This window comes from Streptomyces sp. PA03-3a (assembly GCF_033792735.1).
Taxonomy (GTDB): domain Bacteria; phylum Actinomycetota; class Actinomycetes; order Streptomycetales; family Streptomycetaceae; genus Actinacidiphila.
Window position 1 is genome coordinate 154461 of sequence record NZ_JARAVM010000010.1, and the last position, 18210, is coordinate 172670.

The following is an 18210-nucleotide window of genomic DNA, read 5'->3' on the forward strand; positions in this document are numbered from 1 at the left end:
TCACATGTCGCGGTAGTCGCGGAATTACTTGCCCTTGGCGGCTTCCTTGAGCTTCGAGCCCGCGGAGACCTTCACGCTGTAACCGGCCGGGATCTGGATCGGGTCGCCGGTCTGCGGGTTGCGCGCGGTGCGCGCGGCACGGTGGCTGCGCTCGAAGGTGAGGAAGCCGGGGATGGTGACCTTCTCGTCGCCCTTGGCGACGATCTCGCCGACGACCTCGGCGAACGCGGCCAGAACGGCGTCGGCGTCCTTGCGGGTCACCTCGGCGCGCTCGGACAGCGCGGCCACCAGCTCACTGCGGTTCATCTAAGTACTCCTTGCATGGAAACCCCCAACGTCGACCGTCGGGGAAGACGCATTGTGAAGACGCTCATCGCGCTTCTGCGGTGCGGCCCTCACCGCCCAGGTACGCATCCTGCCCCTATTTCTGGGGGAAACGCCAATCCGGCACCCGGGAGAGTCACACAAAAAGCGGGTCGTGCACGGCCCGATGACGCTCCGTCGTCACGACGTCGCGGTGAGGCCCTGCGCCTTCGCGGCTTCGCGGACGGCACCGGCGACGGCGCCCGCGACCTTGTCGTTGAAGACGCTCGGGATGATGTAGTTCGGGTTGAGTTCGTCCTCGGTGACGACGTCCGCGAGGGCGGTCGCCGCCGCGAGCATCATCTCGGTGTTCACCGTCCGGCTCTGGGCGTCCAGCAGGCCGCGGAAGACGCCCGGGAAGACGAGCACGTTGTTGATCTGGTTCGGGAAGTCGCTGCGGCCCGTGGCGACCACCGCGGCGGTCTCCCGGGCGACCGCCGGGTCCACCTCGGGGTCGGGGTTGGCCAGGGCGAAGACGATGGCGCCGTCGGCCATGGCCGCGACGTCCGCGCCGTCCAGGACGTTGGGGGCGGAGACGCCGATGAAGACGTCCGCGCCGCGCACCGCGTCCTTGAGGGTCCCGGTGATCTCCTCCGGGTTGGTGTTGTCGGCGATCCAGCGCAGCGCCGACTCGGGACCGGCCGCGACCAGGTCCTCCCGGCCGCTGTGCACGACACCGTGGATGTCGGCCACGACCGCGTGCTTGACGCCCGCCGCGAGCAGCAGCTTGAGGATGGCCGTGCCGGCCGCGCCCGCGCCCGACATGACGACCCGGACGTCGCCGACCTGCTTGCCGACCACGCGCAGCGCGTTGGTCAGCGCCGCGAGCACCACGATGGCGGTGCCGTGCTGGTCGTCGTGGAAGACCGGGATGTCCAGGGCCTCGCGCAGCCGGGCCTCGATCTCGAAGCACCGCGGCGCCGAGATGTCCTCCAGGTTGATCCCGGCGAAGCCGGGGGCGATCGCCTTGACGATCTCCACGATCGCGTCGGTGTCCTGGGTGTCCAGGCAGATCGGCCAGGCGTCGATGCCCGCGAAGCGCTTGAAGAGCGCCGCCTTGCCCTCCATGACCGGCAGCGCGGCCTTCGGCCCGATGTTGCCGAGGCCCAGCACCGCGGAGCCGTCGGTGACCACCGCGACGCTGTTGCGCTTGATGGTCAGCCGGCGGGCGTCCTCGGGGTTCTTGGCGATCGCCATGCAGACCCGGGCCACACCGGGGGTGTAGACCATGGAGAGGTCGTCGCGGTTGCGGATGGGGTGCTTGGACGCCATCTCGATCTTGCCGCCGAGGTGCATCAGGAACGTGCGGTCGGAGACCTTGCCGATCGCGACGCCCTCGATCTGCGCCAGCTTGGCGACGATCTCGTCCGCGTGCGCGGTGGACGTGGCCGCGATCGTCACGTCGATTCGCAGCTTCTCGTGGCCGGAAGCGGTCACGTCGAGGCCGTGGACCGCGCCACCGGAGGCCTCCACGGCCGTGGTGAGCTGGCTGACCGCGGATCCGCTCGCGGGCACCTCCAGCCGCACCGTGATTGAGTACGAGACGCTCGGCGCCGTTGCCATGGCCGCTGTTCCTCCGCTGTCGCTGCTTTGTGCGCCCTCGATGCTGCCACCTACCGGTGGGTACGCGTAAACCCGGGGGCCTACAACAGAATGTCGAGTAGCGATGCGGGACAACGGAAGCTTGCGTGCTTAATGTTCCCCCGACCGCCACCGGAACGGCGCACACAGACGGAATGACAATCCCGGATCGTTTGTTAGCCTGGGTGAGGCACCGGCTCGATCCAAGCCCCCGGGCCCAACCTTAGGCGCTTCGAGCGCCCACTTGCCGCGAGGCGAGCATGGCGGGTCGGTGTCGTAGACGTCCGGCGGGGCGCCCCTCCCAGAGGGGCGCCCCGCCGTCGTCATGGGACGGGTCAGTCCCGCAGCAGGTCCGGGACGCCGGCGCCGTCCGGCAGGTCGCGCGCGCCGGAGAGCACCGTCAGCCGCTGGGTGGCCCGGGTCAGCGCCACGTACAGCACCCGCAGCCCCGCCGGGGACTCGTCCGCGATCTCCGCGGGCGACACGACCAGCGTCGCGTCGTACTCCAGGCCCTTGGCCTCCAGGCTGCCCAGCGCCACCACGCGCTCGCCCAGCCCCGCCAGCCAGCCCCTGGCCTCCTCCCGGCGGCCCATGGCCACGACCACACCCACCGTGCCCTCGACCTCGTCCAGCAGCCGCTCCGCCTCCGCGCGGACCGCCTCGCCGGGACTCCCGTCGGCGGCCGCCACGAACCGCGGCACCAGCCCCGTGGAGCGCACCGCGCGCGGCGCCTCGCTGCCCGGCATGGCGAGCGCCAGCACCTTCGCCGCCAGGTCGGCGATCTCGGCGGGGTTGCGGTAGTTCACGGTGAGCGTGAAGCGGCGGCGCGGACGCGTGCCCAGGGCCTCGTCACGGGCCAGGGCCGCCTCGTCGGGGTCGGTCCACGAGCTCTGCGCGGGGTCGCCGACCACCGTCCAGGTCGCGGCACGGCCGCGGCGGCCCACCATGCGCCACTGCATCGGGGTGAGGTCCTGCGCCTCGTCGACGATCACGTGCGCGTACTCGGTGCGCTCCGCGTCCAGCCGGTCCTGCCGGCTGCGCCGACCGCCCGCCATCCGGTCGGCGAAGGTGGTGACCTCCTCCAGTCCGGTCAGCTGGTCCAGCGGATCGGCCTCGCGGCTGCGCACCTTCGGCGGCGGGCCCAGCAGGGCCTCGAGCTCGTCGAGCATCGCCACGTCGTGCACGGACAGCGCGCCGTTGCCCCCGACGTCCAGCCGGCGCAGCGAGCGCGCCACCCGGCGCACCTCGGGCGGTGACAGGACCCGCCGCGACCAGCGCCCCAGCCGCTTCTCGTCGGAGAGCGCCGCCAGCACCCCGCGCGGGGTCAGCACCGGCCACCACGCGGCCAGGAAGTCCACGAACTCCTGCTCGGTGGAGATGTCCTCGTCGAAGCCCTGCCGCTCCTCCGCGGCCAGCTCCGGATCGTCGAAGCGGCGCCCGGCCTTGCGCCACAGGGCGTCCAGCAGCAGACGGCGGGCCCGGGGCCGCAGCAGGTTCACCGGCGTCGTCCCGCCCAGCACGGCGTGCCGGATCCCCGACAGCTCCTCGGCGTCCAGTTCCAGCCGCCGTCCGAACGCCACGACCCGCAGCCGGTCCGGACACCGCGCCGGACCGGCCCCGTACTCCAGCACCCCGCGGGCGGCCCTCCGCAGCACCTTCAGCATCCGCAGCGAGCCCTTGATCCGGGCGACCGCCGGATCGTCGTAGGTCGTCGCCTCGGCGCCGTCCACGAGCGAGCCCACGGCGCGGATCGCGACCTGGCCCTCCTCGCCCAGCGAGGGCAGCACGCCCTCGGTGTACGCGACCAGCAACGGCGTCGGGCTGACCACCAGGATCCCGCCCGCGTACCGGCGCCGGTCCTGGTACAGCAGGTACGCCGCCCGGTGCAGGGCCACGGCCGTCTTCCCCGTGCCGGGCCCGCCGGCCACCTCGGTGACCGAGGCCGCGGGGGCCCGGATCACCTCGTCCTGCTCGGCCTGGATGCTGGAGACGATGTCCCGCATCGTGTGGCTGCGCGCCTGGCCCAGGGCGGCCATCAGCGCGCCGTCCCCCACCACGGGCAGGCCCGTCGTCAGCTCCGGGCGCAGCAGGTCGTCCTCGACGCCCAGCACCTTGCGGCCCTTGGAGCGGATGACGCGCCGCCGCACGACCCGGCCGGGCGCGACCGGGGTCGCCCGGTAGAACGGCGCCGCCGCCGGGGCCCGCCAGTCGATCACCAGCGGCGCGTAGTCCGCGTCCAGCACGCCGAGCCGGCCGATGTGCAGGGTCTCGGCGATCGCCGCCGTCCCGTCGGGCCGGATCGCGTCCTCGGCGGGCTCCACGGAGGTGTACGCGCCGTCCGGGCCCTTCTTGCCGTCCTCGCCCAGGAGCAGATCGATCCGGCCGAAGAGGAAGTCCTCGAACTCCGAGTTCAGCCGGTTCAGATGCAGCCCCGCACGGAACACCTGTGCGTCGCGCTCCGCGAGCGCGCCCGGCGTCCCGACCTGGCCGCGTTTGACTGCGTCGTCCATCAGGAACTCGGCTTCGTGGATCTTCTCCTCGAGCCGGTCGTACACCCGGTCCAGATGCGTCTGCTCGACCGCGATCTCCGTGTCCCGGACCGCTGCCACGCAGGACCCCCTTCTTGTTCTTCGGTACGTCACGCGCAGCGCGCGCCGCCCCGGCGAACGGGGCAGCCTGTCACCGTACGCCAACCGGGCGTGTCCCGCCCACTCGGCGCGTGCCTTCCCGAAGGGTCCGGGGTGCCCCGTGTCGCCGTGTGCGGGCCGTTCGTGCTCGCGGTCGTCGTGGGGTCGGTGCCGCGCCGGGGTACGCCTCCGGCTTTCGGCCGGGAGTGCCCCCACCTCCCGACTCGCGCTTCACTCTGCGTCGTTCGGCGCCGGGTTCGCCGCTCGTCCCCTGCGGAGGCACCGCGCCACACCCCCTCCCGCCGGGTGGGCGACCGACGGCCGGTGGGGGTTCGGCCAGGCACGTGCGGCAACCCCGGACCGCCTCCTCACCCCCCACCGGCCGCCACCGCTCGATGGGAAGGGGCGGGGGAGGTGGGGGCACCCCCGGCCGAAGGCTGGGGGAGGGTGGGCGTTCTGGACGCCGACGTGTATGGCTTGTGCGTCCGGGATGCGAGCTGGACCGGAATGCCCAGCCCCAAAGACCCCGACCCCGGCCCACCACGAACCCCGCGAGGCCCGGACCAACCGTCCGGGACGGGGGTCCCCCCGGCCGAAGGCTGGGAGAGGGCGGGCGGGGAAACCGCCCGCCGCAGGCGCGAACAACCCGCACACGACAACCGGCCGCGCCCACGACCCGGGTCACGCGGAGGCGTACTTGGCGTCCGCGGCCGGATCGAGCGCAAGCCGGTACCCCCGCTTCACCACCGTCTGGATGAGCTTCGGCGTCCCCAGCGCCACCCTCAACCGCGCCATCGCCGTCTCGACGGCGTGCTCGTCGCGCCCCGCCCCCGGCAGCACCCGGAGCAGGTCGGCCCGGGAGACGACCCACCCCGGGCGCCGGGCGAGGGCGCGGAGCAGGGCCATCCCGGCCGGGGGAACGGCGCGCAGCTCGCCGTCAACGAGGGCCGCGTGGCCGCGGATCTCCAGGCGCCGTCCGGCGACGGGCAGGGGACGCGCCCGCTGCGGGAGCTCCGCGGCGAGCAGTTGGACGAGCGGTCCGAGGCGGAAGCGCTCGGGCTGGGCGGTGGGGACGTCGTGGGCCTCCAGGGGGAGCGCGGTGACGGGGCCCACGCAGGCCGGGAGGATGTCGTGGCGCAGGGCGTCGAGGAACTCACCGCGCAGGCCCCGGCGTTCGGCCCGGTCCAGCAGGGAGGCCGCCGCTGGGGCGCTGGTGAACGTGACCGCGTCCAGCCCGCGTACGAGGGCCGCGTCGATGAGCCGGTCGAGCGGGCCGATGTCCTGCGGCGGCATCCAGCGGTAGACGGGCACGCCGACGACCTCGGCGCCTGCCGCGCGCAGGGCCTCGCTGAAGCCGGGCACCGGCTCCCCGTGCAGCTGGACGACGACGCGCCGGCCGGCGACGCCCTCGTCCAGCAGGCGGTCGAGGACCTCCGCCATCGACTCGGACGCCGGTGACCAGGACTCCCTGAGCCCTGCGGCGCGGATCGCGCCGCGCACCTTGGGGCCGCGGGCGAGCAGTTCGACGTGCCGCAGCCGTTCCAGCAGGGCCTCGCCGAGGCCCCAGCCGTCGGCGGCCTCGATCCAGCCGCGGAAGCCGATCGCCGTGGTGGCGACCACGACGTCGGGGCCGCGGTCGAGCAGCCGCTTGGTCGCCGCGAGCAGTTCGGTGTCGTCCGGCAGCGGGACGATCCGCAGCGCGGGGGCCCGCATGACGACGGCGCCGCGCCGTTCGAGGAGGGCGCACAGTTCGTCGGCGCGGCGGGCCGCGGTGACGCCGACCGTGAAGCCCGCCAGGGGGAGGACGTCTGGGTGTCGCACTTGCATGGCTCTGCCTCGCTCCGCCGGAGGTACACGTGCAACGGAGGCCGGGGACCGTCCCGGGTCCCGGAGTCGTGCGCCCCGTTGCGCGCATGGTTCCAAGCCCCGGTGACGGGCCGGGTTCGCGTTCATTTCCCCGTTGTTACGCGGTTCGCCGGGGCTACACCTCCGCGTAGGAGAGCCGCGGCTCCGGCTCGGCCACGGCACCGGGCCCGACGGCCGGGGCGGGGGCGGGCGCCGGCCTGCGCAGGTATACGGCCCAGGTGACCACGAAGCAGGCCGCGTACACGGCCAGGAAGGTGACGAAGGCCGGGGTGCCGGTGCCCCCGGTGAGGAAGGACTGCCGGAAGGCGAGGTTGATGCCGAGGCCGCCGAGCGCGCCGACCGCGCCGATCAGGCCCATCGCGGCGCCGGACAGCCGCCGTCCGTAGGAGGCCGCGGCCTCGCCGGTCAGCCCCATCGCGGCGGCCTTCGCGGCGTAGATGCCCGGGATCATCTTGTAGGTCGAGCCGTTGCCGAGGCCGGTCAGGATGAACAGGGCGACGAAGGCGACGGAGAACAGCGCCAGGGACTTCTGCGCCGAGGCGAGGACGATCACGGCGGTGGCGGCGGCCATCGCCAGGAAGTTCCACAGGGTGATCCGCGCGCCGCCGAAGCGGTCCGCGAGACGTCCGCCGACCGGGCGGACCAGCGAGCCGAGCAGGGGGCCGACGAAGGTGACGGACGCGGCCTGCAGCGGGGTGCGGGCGAACTGGTTCTGCAGGACGAGCCCGAAGGCGAAGCTGTAGCCGATGAAGGACCCGAAGGTGCCGATGTAGAGGAAGGACATGATCCAGGTGTGGCCGTCCTTCACCGCCAGCGCGGCCGCCCCCGTGTCGTTGCGCACGGGCGCCAGGTTGTCCATGGACAGGGCGGCGAGCGTGGCGGCGACCACGATGAGCGGGATGTAGACGGCGAGCAGCAGCCGGGGGTGGCCGGCGCCCGCGGTGCCGATGACCAGCAGGCCCACCAACTGGACGACGGGCACGCCGATGTTGCCGCCGCCCGCGTTGAGGCCGAGCGCCCAGCCCTTCTTCCGGAGCGGGAAGAAGGAGTTGATGTTGGTCATGGAGGAGGCGAAGTTGCCGCCGCCGACCCCGGTCAGCGCGGCGACGGCGAGGAACGTGCCGTAGGAGGTGCCGGGCTCCATGACGACGGCCGCGGCGATCGTCGGCAGCAGCAGCATGAGCGCGCTGACGACGGTCCAGTTGCGGCCGCCGAAACGCGCGACGGCGAAGGTGTACGGGACGCGGACCAGGGCGCCGACCGCCGTGGCCATGGCGACGAGGAAGAACTTCCCGGCGGGGTCGATGCCGTACTCCGGGCCCATGAAGAGCACCATGACCGACCAGAGCGTCCAGATCGAGAAGCCGACGTGCTCGGACAGGACGGAGAAGAGCAGGTTCCGGTGGGCGACCCGGCGGCCGTCGGACTCCCAGAACTCCTCGTCCTCCGGATCCCACCGCTCGATCCAGCGGCCGCCCTTGCGTGCTGTGGTGCTCGCGGCAGTCATGACGCCTCCAGGCCCTGATGTCGCTCGTCGGGTGATGTCCACGACGGTAGGAACACCGCGTTTCCGCCCGATGGCCCGAGGTGACCGTCACGCAACCTTGCTCTCACCCGGTGCCCGGGCCCCCTGTGAGCGCCGGGGACGCCATGACGCGCGCGTCCGGCTCCGGCAGCCAGGCGCCATCGGGCGGATCGAGCCAGTCCTCCTCCGCGCCGAGCCGCCGCGCGGCGCCGAGCAGGGCGTCCAGTCCCGGGTGGCGCAGTCCGCGCCGCCACACCATGGAGACCGGGGCCAGCGGCACGGGACCGGTGAGCGGGCGCAGGACGAAGCCGGGCAGGTCGATGAACTCGGTGCTGGCCAGCACGGGCCAGCGGTGCTTGCGCACCAGGCGGACGAACTCCTCCGGGCCGTCGATGGCGGGGAAGGGCGCGGCGACGAGGATGCCCCGGCCCCGGAAGAGGCGCCGGGCGAGGTCCGTCCACTCGGCGGTGTCCGGGTTCCCGGCGGCGGCGTAGAGGGACTCCCCGGCGAGCCCGTCGAGCGGCACCTCGGCGAGCGGGGCCAGCCGGTGGTCGGCGGGGAGCAGGACGGCCATCCGCTCGTGGCGGACCGGCCGGTGCTCCAGCCGGTCCAGCACCTCGGGTGCCAGGCCCGCCGCGCGGCCGAAGGAGACGTCCAGGCGGCCCGCGAGGATCCCGGCGGCGGCGCCGGTGAGCCCGCTGTGGAAGCGCGCGGTCAGTTCGAGTTCGGGTGCGGCGGCGCGGGCGGCGGCCAGCACGCGGTGGCCGGTGCCCACGGGCGCGCCGATGTCGACGAGCAGCGGACGGCCGGCGGGGGCGAAGGCGGCGGCCAGTTCGTCGTGGGCGGCGAGGACCCGCCGGGCGTACGGCAGCAGCCGCTCCCCCTCGGCGGTCAGCCGCACCGAGCGGGTCGTACGGACGAACAGCGCGGCCCGCAGTTCGCGCTCCAGCCGCCGGACGTCCCGGCTCAGCGCCTGCTGGGCGACGTGCAGCCGGGCGGCGGCCTGGGTGAAGTGCAGTTCCTCCGCGACGGCGGTGAACGCCCTGAGCAGGCGCGGGTCGATGGCGTGCGGCATCCGCCCATTGAACACGTCCGCGATTCACATCCGGAACGCGTCAGTGGGCGCTGATCAGGTGTTGGACCGCACCGGGGGCGTCCCGGGAGGGTGATCGCATGACCGCGCCCGCCCTCGCCGCCCCCTACCGGCGGCTCTTCGCCCTGCCCGGCACCCGGGCCTTCACCACCGGGAACCTCCTGGCCCGGCTTCCGATGGGGATGTTCGGCGTCAGCGCGGTCGTCATGATCGCCGCGGCGTACGGCTCGTACGCGCTGGCCGGGGCGGTCACCGCCACCGGGCTCGCCGCGACGGCGGTGGTGGCCCCCTGGACCGCCCGGCTGACCGACCGGCTCGGCCAGGCCCGGGTGGCCGTGCCGGCCGCGGGGCTCGCCGCGCTGGGCTCGCTCGCGCTGGTGGTGTGCGTACGGCTGCACGCCCCGGTCTGGACGCTGTTCGCCGCCTACGCCGCCACCGCGACGACGCCGAACACCGGCGGCATGGCGCGGGCGCGCTGGGCGCACCTGTACCGGGACGACGAGCGGGCCCGGCACGTCGCCAACTCCTTCGAGCAGGCGGCGGACGAGGTCTGCTTCATGCTCGGCCCGGTCCTCGCGGCCTTCCTGTGCACCGCGCTGTTCCCCGAGGCCGGCACGCTGGCGGGGGCGCTGCTGCTGTTCGGCGGCATCCTGCTCTTCGCCGCGCAGCGCGGCACCGAACCGCCGCCGGTGCCGCGGCCCGGGTCAGGGTCAGCCGCGGGGACGGGTGCGGGGCGGGCCGCGGTGCCGGCCGTCCTGCTGACGTTCCTGGCGACGGGAGCCGTCTTCGGGGCCCTGGAGGTCACCACGATCGCCTTCGCCGACTCCCAGGGGCACCGCGGCGCCGCCGGGGCGGTGCTCGCCCTCCAGGCGGCGGGTTCCTGCGCGGCGGGCCTGCTCTACGGGCTGCGCCGGCCCCGCGGCACCGACGGCGGCCGCTTCGCGGCGAGCGTCGCCCTGATGGCCGTCCTGATGCTCGGCCCGCTGCCCGCCGCGGCCCTCGGCGGCCTGTGGCTGCTCGCCCCCGCGCTGCTCCTGGCGGGCATGGCCACCGCGCCCACGATGATCAACGGGATGGCCCTGATCCAGCGCCGGGTCCCGCCGGGCCGCCTCAACGAGGGGATGACGCTCGCCGTCACGGCCCTGCTGGGCGGCATCGCCGCGGGCTCCTTCGCGGCGGGGTCCGTCGTGGAGCACCGGGGCGCGGTGCCCGCGTACGCGATACCGGCGGTCGCGGCCGGCCACCGCCGCGCTGGTCGCGGCGCTCTCCCTGCGCGCGGCCCGGCGCCGGGACTGACGTGACCGGTGGCTTCCACGGGCCGTCCGAAGACCGTTGCCGGAGCCACCCGGAAACGACGGAAGGCGATGCCTCCCGCGCGGAGCGCGGCAGGCATCGCCTTCCGTTGGGTCAGTGGAGATGGCGGGAATCGAACCCGCGTCCTGTGGTGCGGAACCAGGGCTTCTCCGAGCGCAGTCCGCTGTGCTTTTCTCGGCCCCGGCAGTCACGCGGACAAGCCGCCGACGGGCCCAGCCACTGTTTGATTTCCCACCGAGCCCCGTGGCCGGACTCAGTGGTTTAGTCCCCTAGCTGATGCCAGGATCCGGGTCGGGAACAGCCCCGGGCTGACACTCCGCGGAGTCTTCGGCTAGCTGCTAATTAGGCAGCGAGCGCGAAGGCGGAGGAATCGCTCTTGTTATTGGCGATTATTGTTTTCGGCATATGGTTTACGAGATCATTGCCGCTTCCTCGGCTCGCTTCCCCTGCTTCGACATCCCCAGTCGAAACCGATCATCCCCATGTTGATTTTTCAAGCTGCACACCGGGCGGTCACCGTCCGGTGGTGCTGATGCCATCGTACGTGACCAACGCGCACGGTGGCCAGCGCATTCCCGCGCCCGCGGCGCGGGCGGCGTTCACTGCCCGCGCTGCCGGCGGCGTGCCGCCGAGATGGCCCGGTCGGCCTCGCGGCGGTCCTGCTGCTCGCGCAGGGTCTGCCGCTTGTCGTACTCCTTCTTGCCCTTGGCCAGCGCGATCTCGACCTTCGCCCGGCCGTCCTTGAAGTACAGGGCGAGCGGGACGATCGTGTGACCGGTCTCCTGCGACTTCTGGAAGAGCTTCTCGATCTCCGCCCGGTGCAGCAGCATTTTGCGCTTGCGCCGCGCCGAGTGGTTCGTCCACGTCCCCTGGGTGTACTCGGGGATGTGCACGTTGTGCAGCCACGCCTCGCCCCCGTCGAGCTGGCCGAAGCCGTCGACCAGGGAGGCGCGTCCCTGGCGCAGCGACTTCACCTCGGTGCCGGTGAGCACCAGGCCCGCCTCGTAGGTGTCGAGGATGTGGTAGTCGTGCCGCGCCTTCTTGTTCTGCGCGATCAGCTTGCGACCCGTTTCCTTTGCCATAGCGCGGCTATTGTCGCACCTCGGCGGGGCGGGGGGTACCGGTTTGCGCACCGGTCAGCGGGTCGGCGTGCCCAGGCCGTCCAGTACCTCGAGGGCCTCGGACTCGGCGTCCGCGCCGCCGGTGACCGACAGATCGGGCTCGACCCCGCGGCCGTCCACCCTGCGGCCCGCGGGCAGCCGGTAGTGGCCGACGGTGAGTTCGGCGACCGAGCCGTCCGACAGCCGGCTGGGCATCTGCACGGAGCCCTTGCCGAAGGTGCGGGAGCCCACGACGACGGCGCGCCCGCGGTCCTGGAGCGCGCCGGCGAGCAGTTCGGCCGCGCTCATCGTGCCGCCGTCGACGAGCACCACGAGCGGGGTGTCGGTGTCGCCGCCGTCGGCGGCGTACAGCGCCTGCTGCCTGCCGTGGACGTCGTACGTGGCGACCAGGCCGCCGTCCAGGAGCGCGGAGGCCACACCGACGGCCTCGGTGACCAGGCCGCCGGAGTTGCCGCGCAGGTCCAGGAGTATGCCCTCGTGACCCGGCCGGCCGGCCAGCGCACGGCCGACCTGCTCGGCGACGCCCTTGGTGAAGGCGTCCACCGTGACGACGGTGACGCCGCCGGGGACGTGCCGGACCCGCACGGACTCCGTCGGAAGCAGCGCGCGCCGCGGGGAGATCTCCCAGGAGCGTGTCCCGCGCCGCAGGCCCAGCGAGACGGGCGTCCCGGCGGAGTCGGAACCGCGCAGCCGGGCGACCACCTCGGTGACGGGACGGCCGGTGACCTCGGTGCCGTCGATGCTCGTCAGCCGGTCGCCGGCGTGCACACCGGACCGGGCGGCGGGGCTGCCGGACTGGACGCGGTCGATCCCGATGCGGCCGTCCTCGGTGCGCCGCACCCACAGGCCGACCCCGACGTACCGGCCGTCCAGGGACTGCTGGAAGCCCTCGTACTCCTGGGCCGTGTAGAAGGAGGACCAGCGGTCGCCGCTCCGGCTGACCAGGGCCTCCGCGGCCTGCGGGCCGACCTTGCCCTCCGCGATCGCCTCGGCGATCTCGTCGGTGTCGGCGACCGTGCCGGCCAGGATGCGGGAGGGGGGCGGCGTCCGCCACCCCCTGCCGAGGTCCCCGAAGGAGCCCGCCGCGGCACCGGTCGCCAGGACCGCGCCGAAGACCAACGTCAGCGCCGCGGCGCGGCACAGGCGACGTGGTCTCCCGGGCGGACAGTGGCTCAGCACGTCGGGCAGTCTAGGCGAGAAGCGGGCGCTGTACGGAAAGTTGGCCGTACAGCGCCCTTGGCGCGCATCAGACCTTGAGGTATTTGCGCAGCGCGATCAGGGCCGCAAGCGCGGGCATCAGCATGCCCACCACCAGCACCAGCGGCAGCACCTGGGCCACCTCGCCCCAGCCGAGGAAGTTGATCAGCGGCACCTTGGTCTGCAGCGACAGGCCGTGGTCGATCAGGAAGTAGCGGCCGACGAGGAGCATCAGACAGGCCAGGCCACCGCCGACCAGACCGGCGAAGGCGGCCTCCATGATGAACGGCATCTGGATGTAGAAGCTGGACGCGCCGACGAGCCGCATGATCCCGGTCTCGCGGCGGCGGCTGAAGGCCGACACCCGCACCGTGTTGACGATCAGCATCATCGCCACCGCGAGCATGAACGCCAGCACCACCAGCGCGGCCAGCGTCATGCCGTTGAGCAGGCCGAACAGGTTGTCCAGCAGGGCCTTCTGGTCCTGCACCTCCTGGACGCCGGGGCGGCCCTGGAAGGCGCTCGCGACGACCTGGAACTTCGTCGGATCCTTGAGCTTGACCCGGAACGACTCCTGCATCTGGTCTGGGGTGAGCGAGTCGGCCAGCGGCGAGTCGGAGAACTGCTCCTTGTAGTGCTTGTAGGCGTCCTCCGCGCTCTCGTGGAAGTACTTGTCCACCAGCGGCAGCGCCTTGAGCTGCTTCTCGACGTCCTGCTTCTGCTCCTCGGTGACGGCGCCCTTGGTGCAGTTGGGGTCGGTCTTGGCGTCGTTCTTGTTGCAGAGGAAGATCGACACCTGGACCTTGTCGTACCAGTAGCCCTTCATCGAGTCGACCTGCTCGCGGGCGAGCCACGAGCCGCCGGCGAGCGCGAGCGAGAGGGCCACGGAGACGATGACCGCGAAGGTCATGGTGAGGTTGCGCCGGAGGCCGACGCCGATCTCCGAGAGCACGAACTGGGCGCGCATGTTGTCCTTTCAGAAGGCTGCGGTGTGCAGGGCGGGGCCCCGGCTCAGTGCTGGTAGCCGTAGACGCCGCGGGACTGGTCGCGGACCAGTCGCCCCTTCTCGAGCTCGATGACGCGCTTGCGCATCTGGTCGACGATGTTCTGGTCGTGGGTGGCCATCACCACGGTGGTGCCGGTGCGGTTGATGCGGTCCAGCAGCCGCATGATGCCCACGGAGGTCTGCGGGTCGAGGTTTCCCGTGGGCTCGTCCGCGATCAGCAGCATGGGGCGGTTGACGAACGCCCGGGCGATCGCCACGCGCTGCTGCTCGCCGCCGGACAGCTCGCCCGGCATGCGGTCCTCCTTGCCGCCGAGGCCGACGAGGTCCAGCACCTCGGGGACCGTCTTGCGGATGGTGCCGCGCGGCTTGCCGATCACCTCGAGGGCGAAGGCCACGTTCTCGGCAACCGTCTTGTTGGGCAGCAGCCGGAAGTCCTGGAAGACGGTGCCCAGTTGGCGGCGCATCTGCGGCACCTTCCAGTTGGACAGCCGCGCCAGGTCCTTGCCGAGCACGTGCACCATGCCGGTGTCGGTGCGCTCCTCGCGCAGGATCAGCCGCAGGAAGGTCGACTTCCCGGAGCCGGAGGAGCCCACCAGGAAGACGAACTCACCCTTCTCGATTTCCAGCGACACGTCCCGAAGTGCAGGACGGTTCTGCCTGGGGTAAGTCTTGGTGACGTTGTCGAATCGGATCACGGTCGCACTCCGGATACAGGGGATCGGAGGCGACCTTACGCGAATGGCCGCGGCCCGCGCAGTCCGCGGTCCGGGATGACGGGTTTATTCACAGACCACCGGGGGACAAAGCAGGCATTGGCCACATCTGTCACTCTTCGGAGTCGCGGGAATCGCGCGGGACGCGCCGGGCGTCCCGGGAACTGGCACAGTGGTCGGGGGGTTCGGGAACGTACCGCCCCTGTCGCGCGTTGTTCATCGAGCGGCCGCCGGGCCGCCTGGGAGGAGGCGACGGCATGACAGTCGACCGACTGGTGTGCGCCAACTGCGCCGGCCCCGTCAGCGAGGGCCGCTGCGCGGTCTGCCGCGCCAACCGCGCCCGCATGCAGCAGGAGAACCCCTTCGCGGGCGTCTCCCCGGCGGCCCTGATCGCTCTGCTGGTCGCCCTGCTCGCGGTGGCGTGGGTGGTGCACGAGGCCGCCGTGTAGCGCGGCACACACATACGGCATGCAGCAGGGGCCCGCGGCGCTCGGCGCTACGGGCCCCTGCGGCGTTCCCGGGCCTCCCTGGACATGCGGGGGCCCGCACCGCATGTGGCGCATGCGGTGCGGGCCTCTGGTGCTCGCTGCCGTCCGGGTTTGGGCCTCAGACGGCGGTGTTGCGGCCGCCGCCGACCAGGCGCGGCATCAGGCGGAAGCCGACACCGCCCGCGATCATCGTGGCGGCACCGACCAGCAGGAACAGGCTGTCGCCGGCACCCGTCTCGGCCAGCTCCTCCGTGGTGTCACCCTGGGTGACGACCTCGCTGCTGCCGGCGTTGTCGGTGTTGGTGTTGTCGGCGCAGGTCACGCTGTCCCCGTCGAGGGTGCAGGTGGTGCCGTCGCCGTCGGAACCGCCGGTCCCGGAACCGCCGGCGCCGTTGCCGCCGCCGTTCCCGTTGCCGCCGTTCCCGTTGCCGCCGTTCCCGTTGCCGCCGTTGTCACCCGTGCCCGCGTCGGCACCGGCGTCGGCGCCCGCGTCCGCACCGGCATCGGCACCGGCGTCGGCGCCCGCGTCCGCACCGGCATCGGCACCGGCATCCGCACCAGCGTCCGCACCGGCGTCAGCGCCCGCGTCCGCACCGGCATCCGCACCAGCGTCCGCACCGGCGTCAGCGCCCGCGTCCGCACCGGCATCCGCACCAGCGTCCGCACCGGCGTCAGCGCCCGCATCCGCACCGGCATCCGCACCAGCGTCCGCACCGGCGTCAGCGCCCGCATCCGCACCGGCATCCGCACCAGCGTCCGCACCGGCGTCAGCGCCCGCATCGGCACCGGCGTCGGTACCGGCGTCGACGCCAGAGATGCTGTTGCCCGCGTCGGCGCCCGCATCGGTACCGGCGTCGGTGCCGCCGTCGGTCTCCTCGCCACCAAGGTTGACGCCGACACTGACCTCGGTCTCGCCGGCGTTCAGGCCGATGTCCAGGCCGACGGCCTGGGCGGCGCCCGCGGCGGTCAGCGAGGCACCGCTCGCGATCACCGCGGCGGCGGCTATACGTGCCACGCGCAGCCGTGTGTTCTTCATGCTCATCTGGCAACTACCCCCAGTAGCTTCTCGTCAATGGAGCAGCGTCACAGGGGGAGCGTCCTGCGGGGCGGTGCACGTTCAAGGCCGGAGCCTGAGCCACCGGCCGCGCTCGCCCCCGTTCGCTCGCGCCCCAGTCATACGCATGCCACGCATCACGATTCCCAGATTTCACAGCGTCGTCAAGGCCGTTCCAAGCGCAATGCCGGGATTGGCCGACTATGCCACCCGGTTGCTTATGGGGCTGTGACCCAAAGCGCACAACTGCCACCCATCGGGCGGCAGTTGTGATGATCCCTGGGAGATGACGGAGCGTCAGACCCCGGCGCCCTGCTCCTGCTGCTTGCGCCAGCGGATGCCGGCCTCGAGGAAGCCGTCGATGTCGCCGTCGAGGACGCCCTGGGGGTTGCCGACCTCGAACTCCGTCCGCAGGTCCTTGACCATCTGGTACGGGTGGAGAACGTAGGAACGCATCTGGTTGCCCCAGGAGTTGCCGCCGTCGCCCTTGAGGGCGTCCATCTTGGCCTGCTCCTCCTGGCGTCGCCGCTCCAGCAGCTTGGCCTGCAGGACGTTCATCGCGCTCGCCTTGTTCTGGATCTGGGAGCGCTCGTTCTGGCAGGAGACCACGATGCCGGTCGGGATGTGCGTGATCCGGACCGCGGAGTCGGTGGTGTTGACGCCCTGGCCGCCGGGGCCGGAGGCGCGGTAGACGTCGATGCGCAGTTCGGTCTCGTCGATCTCGACGTGGTCGCTCTGCTCGACGACCGGCAGCACCTCGACGCCCGCGAAGGACGTCTGGCGCCGGCCCTGGTTGTCGAAGGGCGAGATGCGCACCAGGCGGTGCGTGCCCTGCTCGACCGAGAGGGTGCCGTAGGCGTAGGGCGCCTTCACCACGAAGGTCGTGGACTTGATGCCGGCCTCTTCCGCGAACGAGGTCTCGTAGACCTCCGTCGGGTAACCGTGCCGCTCGGACCAGCGCAGGTACATGCGCTGCAGCTGCTCCGCGAAGTCGGCGGCGTCGACGCCGCCCGCCTCGGCGCGGATGTTGACCAGCGCCTCACGGGCGTCGTACTCGCCGGACAGGAGGGTGCGGACCTCCATCTCGTCCAGCGCCTTGCGCACCGACTCCAGCTCGGTCTCGGCCTCGGCGCGGGTGTCCGCGTCGTCCTCGGCCTCGGCGAGCTCGAAGAGCACTGCAAGGTCGTCGATGCGGCCGCGCAGCGCCTCGGCCTTGCGGACCTCGGCCTGCAGGTGCGACAGCTTGCTGGTGATCTTCTGCGCCGCTTCCGGGTCGTCCCACAGCGACGGCGCCGCCGCCTGCTCCTCGAGCACGGCGATGTCGGCCCTCAGCTTGTCGAGGTCCAGAACGGCCTCGATCGAGGCCATGGTCGACGAGAGGGACTTGAGCTCTTCGGATACATCCAGGACTGCCACGTCCCCCAGCGTACCGGCACGCCGCGCGTTGCCGCTCCGGTGCGCCGGGGCGGGCCGGGCCGACGGGCCTGAGCCCCTCGCCGTTCAGGCCCGGACGGGGGCCGAGGCGTGGGCGAGCGTGCCGTCGGCGCGCCGGAGGTAGAGGGTCAGGGTGTCGTCCGCCGTGGTCAGCCCGGGGTGGGAGGGGGTGCTGGCGGACAGCGGCACCGCCGCCCACGTGTCTCCGTCGGAGACGGCGGCCGCCAGGGCCCCGTCGTCGGCGGGGGCGAGGACGAAGAGCCGGCCGCCGGAGACGGCGGGCTCGGGGCGGCCCGTGGCGTCGAGGCCGGTGACGATCTCGGAGGGGCGCCAGGCGCCGTTCACGTACGGCAGGCGCAGCACGGCGCCGTCGGCCTTGCGGACGGCGAAGGCGTCGAGGGTGCCGGGTGCGGCCGAGACCAGGCCGGGGGCGGCGGTGACCCGGCCCGCGGTGGGGACCAGCGCCCAGGCGTTCCAGCGGCCCTCGACCCAGGAGGAGGTGACGAGGTCGCCGCCGGAGCAGCCGACCAGGTCGATCCGGCCGGGCGCGGAGGACGCGGCGGCGGGGGTCGTGGTGAAGCGGGCGGGCTGGTCGACCTGGTACCAGTCGCTCCAGGCGCCGCCGCTCAGGGTCCGCCGGTACACCCGGTGGTCGGTGCCGAGGGCGAAGACGTCCAGCTGCCCGGCGCGCGACGAGACGACCGAGGGGTCGTCGGCGACGCTTATCCCGGTGAGCCGGTGCCAGGTGCCGGAGGCCAGGTACCAGACGTTCTTGTCGCTGCCCCGGGTGAAGACGTGCGTCGTCCCGGACACGGAGATCGCGCGGGG

Annotated in this window: 15 protein-coding genes and 1 other RNA gene; 2 read left to right on the plus strand and 14 right to left on the minus strand. The window is 72.7% G+C overall.

The window, feature by feature from the left end; genetic code table 11:
• Nucleotides 1-24 precede the first annotated feature (24 nt).
• From PV342_RS15015 to PV342_RS15040, 6 genes are all read right to left on the minus strand, one after another.
• Complete coding sequence (locus tag PV342_RS15015; RefSeq protein ID WP_018564081.1) at nt 25-306, minus strand: HU family DNA-binding protein; 282 nt, start codon at nt 304-306, stop codon at nt 25-27.
• Nucleotides 307-504: 198 nt separating this feature from the next.
• Nucleotides 505-1926, minus strand: coding sequence for an NAD-dependent malic enzyme (locus tag PV342_RS15020; protein WP_018564082.1), 1422 nt, complete (start codon nt 1924-1926; stop codon nt 505-507).
• A gap of 353 nt (nt 1927-2279) precedes the next feature.
• On the minus strand, nt 2280-4553 hold the full coding sequence (locus PV342_RS15025) for a HelD family protein (protein ID WP_392617111.1): 2274 nt from the start codon (nt 4551-4553) through the stop codon (nt 2280-2282).
• 699 nt (nt 4554-5252) lie between these two features.
• Nucleotides 5253-6398 (minus strand): uroporphyrinogen-III synthase, encoded by a 1146-nt coding sequence (locus PV342_RS15030; RefSeq protein ID WP_500317427.1) that lies wholly within the window; start codon nt 6396-6398, stop codon nt 5253-5255.
• Nucleotides 6399-6552: 154 nt separating this feature from the next.
• Nucleotides 6553-7944: a nitrate/nitrite transporter gene (locus PV342_RS15035; RefSeq protein WP_361012439.1), complete on the minus strand. Its 1392-nt coding sequence runs from the start codon at nt 7942-7944 to the stop codon at nt 6553-6555.
• Between the two features lie 103 nt (nt 7945-8047).
• Nucleotides 8048-9037 (minus strand): LysR family transcriptional regulator, encoded by a 990-nt coding sequence (locus PV342_RS15040; RefSeq protein WP_500317429.1) that lies wholly within the window; start codon nt 9035-9037, stop codon nt 8048-8050.
• 98 nt (nt 9038-9135) lie between these two features.
• On the opposite strand from PV342_RS15040, the gene PV342_RS15045 reads away from it, so the two are divergent.
• Nucleotides 9136-10356, plus strand: coding sequence for an MFS transporter (locus PV342_RS15045; RefSeq protein WP_500317431.1), 1221 nt, complete (start codon nt 9136-9138; stop codon nt 10354-10356).
• A gap of 107 nt (nt 10357-10463) precedes the next feature.
• Here PV342_RS15045 and ssrA read toward each other — a convergent pair.
• The 5 genes from ssrA to ftsE all read right to left on the minus strand — a co-directional run bounded on the left by ssrA (nt 10464) and on the right by ftsE (nt 14388).
• Nucleotides 10464-10851, minus strand: a transfer-messenger RNA (tmRNA) gene (gene ssrA, locus PV342_RS15050).
• 117 nt (nt 10852-10968) lie between these two features.
• Entirely contained in the window at nt 10969-11451 is a 483-nt protein-coding gene (gene smpB / locus PV342_RS15055; RefSeq protein ID WP_386990789.1) for an SsrA-binding protein SmpB, read from the minus strand.
• 54 nt (nt 11452-11505) lie between these two features.
• Complete coding sequence (locus PV342_RS15060; protein WP_500317432.1) at nt 11506-12669, minus strand: S41 family peptidase; 1164 nt, start codon at nt 12667-12669, stop codon at nt 11506-11508.
• Between the two features lie 67 nt (nt 12670-12736).
• Entirely contained in the window at nt 12737-13654 is a 918-nt protein-coding gene (ftsX, locus tag PV342_RS15065; protein WP_018564090.1) for a permease-like cell division protein FtsX, read from the minus strand.
• A gap of 44 nt (nt 13655-13698) precedes the next feature.
• Nucleotides 13699-14388: a cell division ATP-binding protein FtsE gene (gene ftsE / locus PV342_RS15070; protein ID WP_018564091.1), complete on the minus strand. Its 690-nt coding sequence runs from the start codon at nt 14386-14388 to the stop codon at nt 13699-13701.
• 275 nt (nt 14389-14663) lie between these two features.
• Between ftsE and PV342_RS15075 the strand changes: the two genes are divergently transcribed.
• Entirely contained in the window at nt 14664-14855 is a 192-nt protein-coding gene (locus PV342_RS15075) for a hypothetical protein (protein WP_400808954.1), read from the plus strand.
• Nucleotides 14856-15012: 157 nt separating this feature from the next.
• On the opposite strand, the gene PV342_RS15080 is transcribed toward PV342_RS15075, so the two are convergent.
• The 3 genes from PV342_RS15080 to PV342_RS15090 form a co-directional block, all read right to left on the minus strand.
• On the minus strand, nt 15013-15936 hold the full coding sequence (locus PV342_RS15080; protein WP_500317434.1) for a hypothetical protein: 924 nt from the start codon (nt 15934-15936) through the stop codon (nt 15013-15015).
• Nucleotides 15937-16245: 309 nt separating this feature from the next.
• On the minus strand, nt 16246-17364 hold the full coding sequence (gene prfB / locus PV342_RS15085) for a peptide chain release factor 2 (protein WP_386990784.1): 1119 nt from the start codon (nt 17362-17364) through the stop codon (nt 16246-16248).
• A gap of 84 nt (nt 17365-17448) precedes the next feature.
• Complete coding sequence (locus PV342_RS15090) at nt 17449-18195, minus strand: DUF8189 domain-containing protein (protein WP_500317467.1); 747 nt, start codon at nt 18193-18195, stop codon at nt 17449-17451.
• Nucleotides 18196-18210: the final 15 nt, after the last annotated feature.

Bases quoted from the DNA above. Each gene is read 5' to 3' on its own strand.
- PV342_RS15015 (WP_018564081.1), bottom strand. From the start codon at position 306: ATGAACCGCAGTGAGCTGGTGGCCGCGCTGTCCGAGCGCGCCGAGGTG.
- PV342_RS15020 (WP_018564082.1), bottom strand. From the start codon at position 1,926: ATGGCAACGGCGCCGAGCGTCTCGTACTCAATCACGGTGCGGCTGGAG.
- PV342_RS15030 (WP_500317427.1), bottom strand. From the start codon at position 6,398: ATGCAAGTGCGACACCCAGACGTCCTCCCCCTGGCGGGCTTCACGGTC.
- PV342_RS15035 (WP_361012439.1), bottom strand. From the start codon at position 7,944: ATGACTGCCGCGAGCACCACAGCACGCAAGGGCGGCCGCTGGATCGAG.
- PV342_RS15040 (WP_500317429.1), bottom strand. From the start codon at position 9,037: ATGCCGCACGCCATCGACCCGCGCCTGCTCAGGGCGTTCACCGCCGTC.
- PV342_RS15045 (WP_500317431.1), top strand. From the start codon at position 9,136: ATGACCGCGCCCGCCCTCGCCGCCCCCTACCGGCGGCTCTTCGCCCTG.
- smpB (WP_386990789.1), bottom strand. From the start codon at position 11,451: ATGGCAAAGGAAACGGGTCGCAAGCTGATCGCGCAGAACAAGAAGGCG.
- ftsX (WP_018564090.1), bottom strand. From the start codon at position 13,654: ATGCGCGCCCAGTTCGTGCTCTCGGAGATCGGCGTCGGCCTCCGGCGC.
- PV342_RS15075 (WP_400808954.1), top strand. From the start codon at position 14,664: ATGACAGTCGACCGACTGGTGTGCGCCAACTGCGCCGGCCCCGTCAGC.
- PV342_RS15080 (WP_500317434.1), bottom strand. From the start codon at position 15,936: ATGAGCATGAAGAACACACGGCTGCGCGTGGCACGTATAGCCGCCGCC.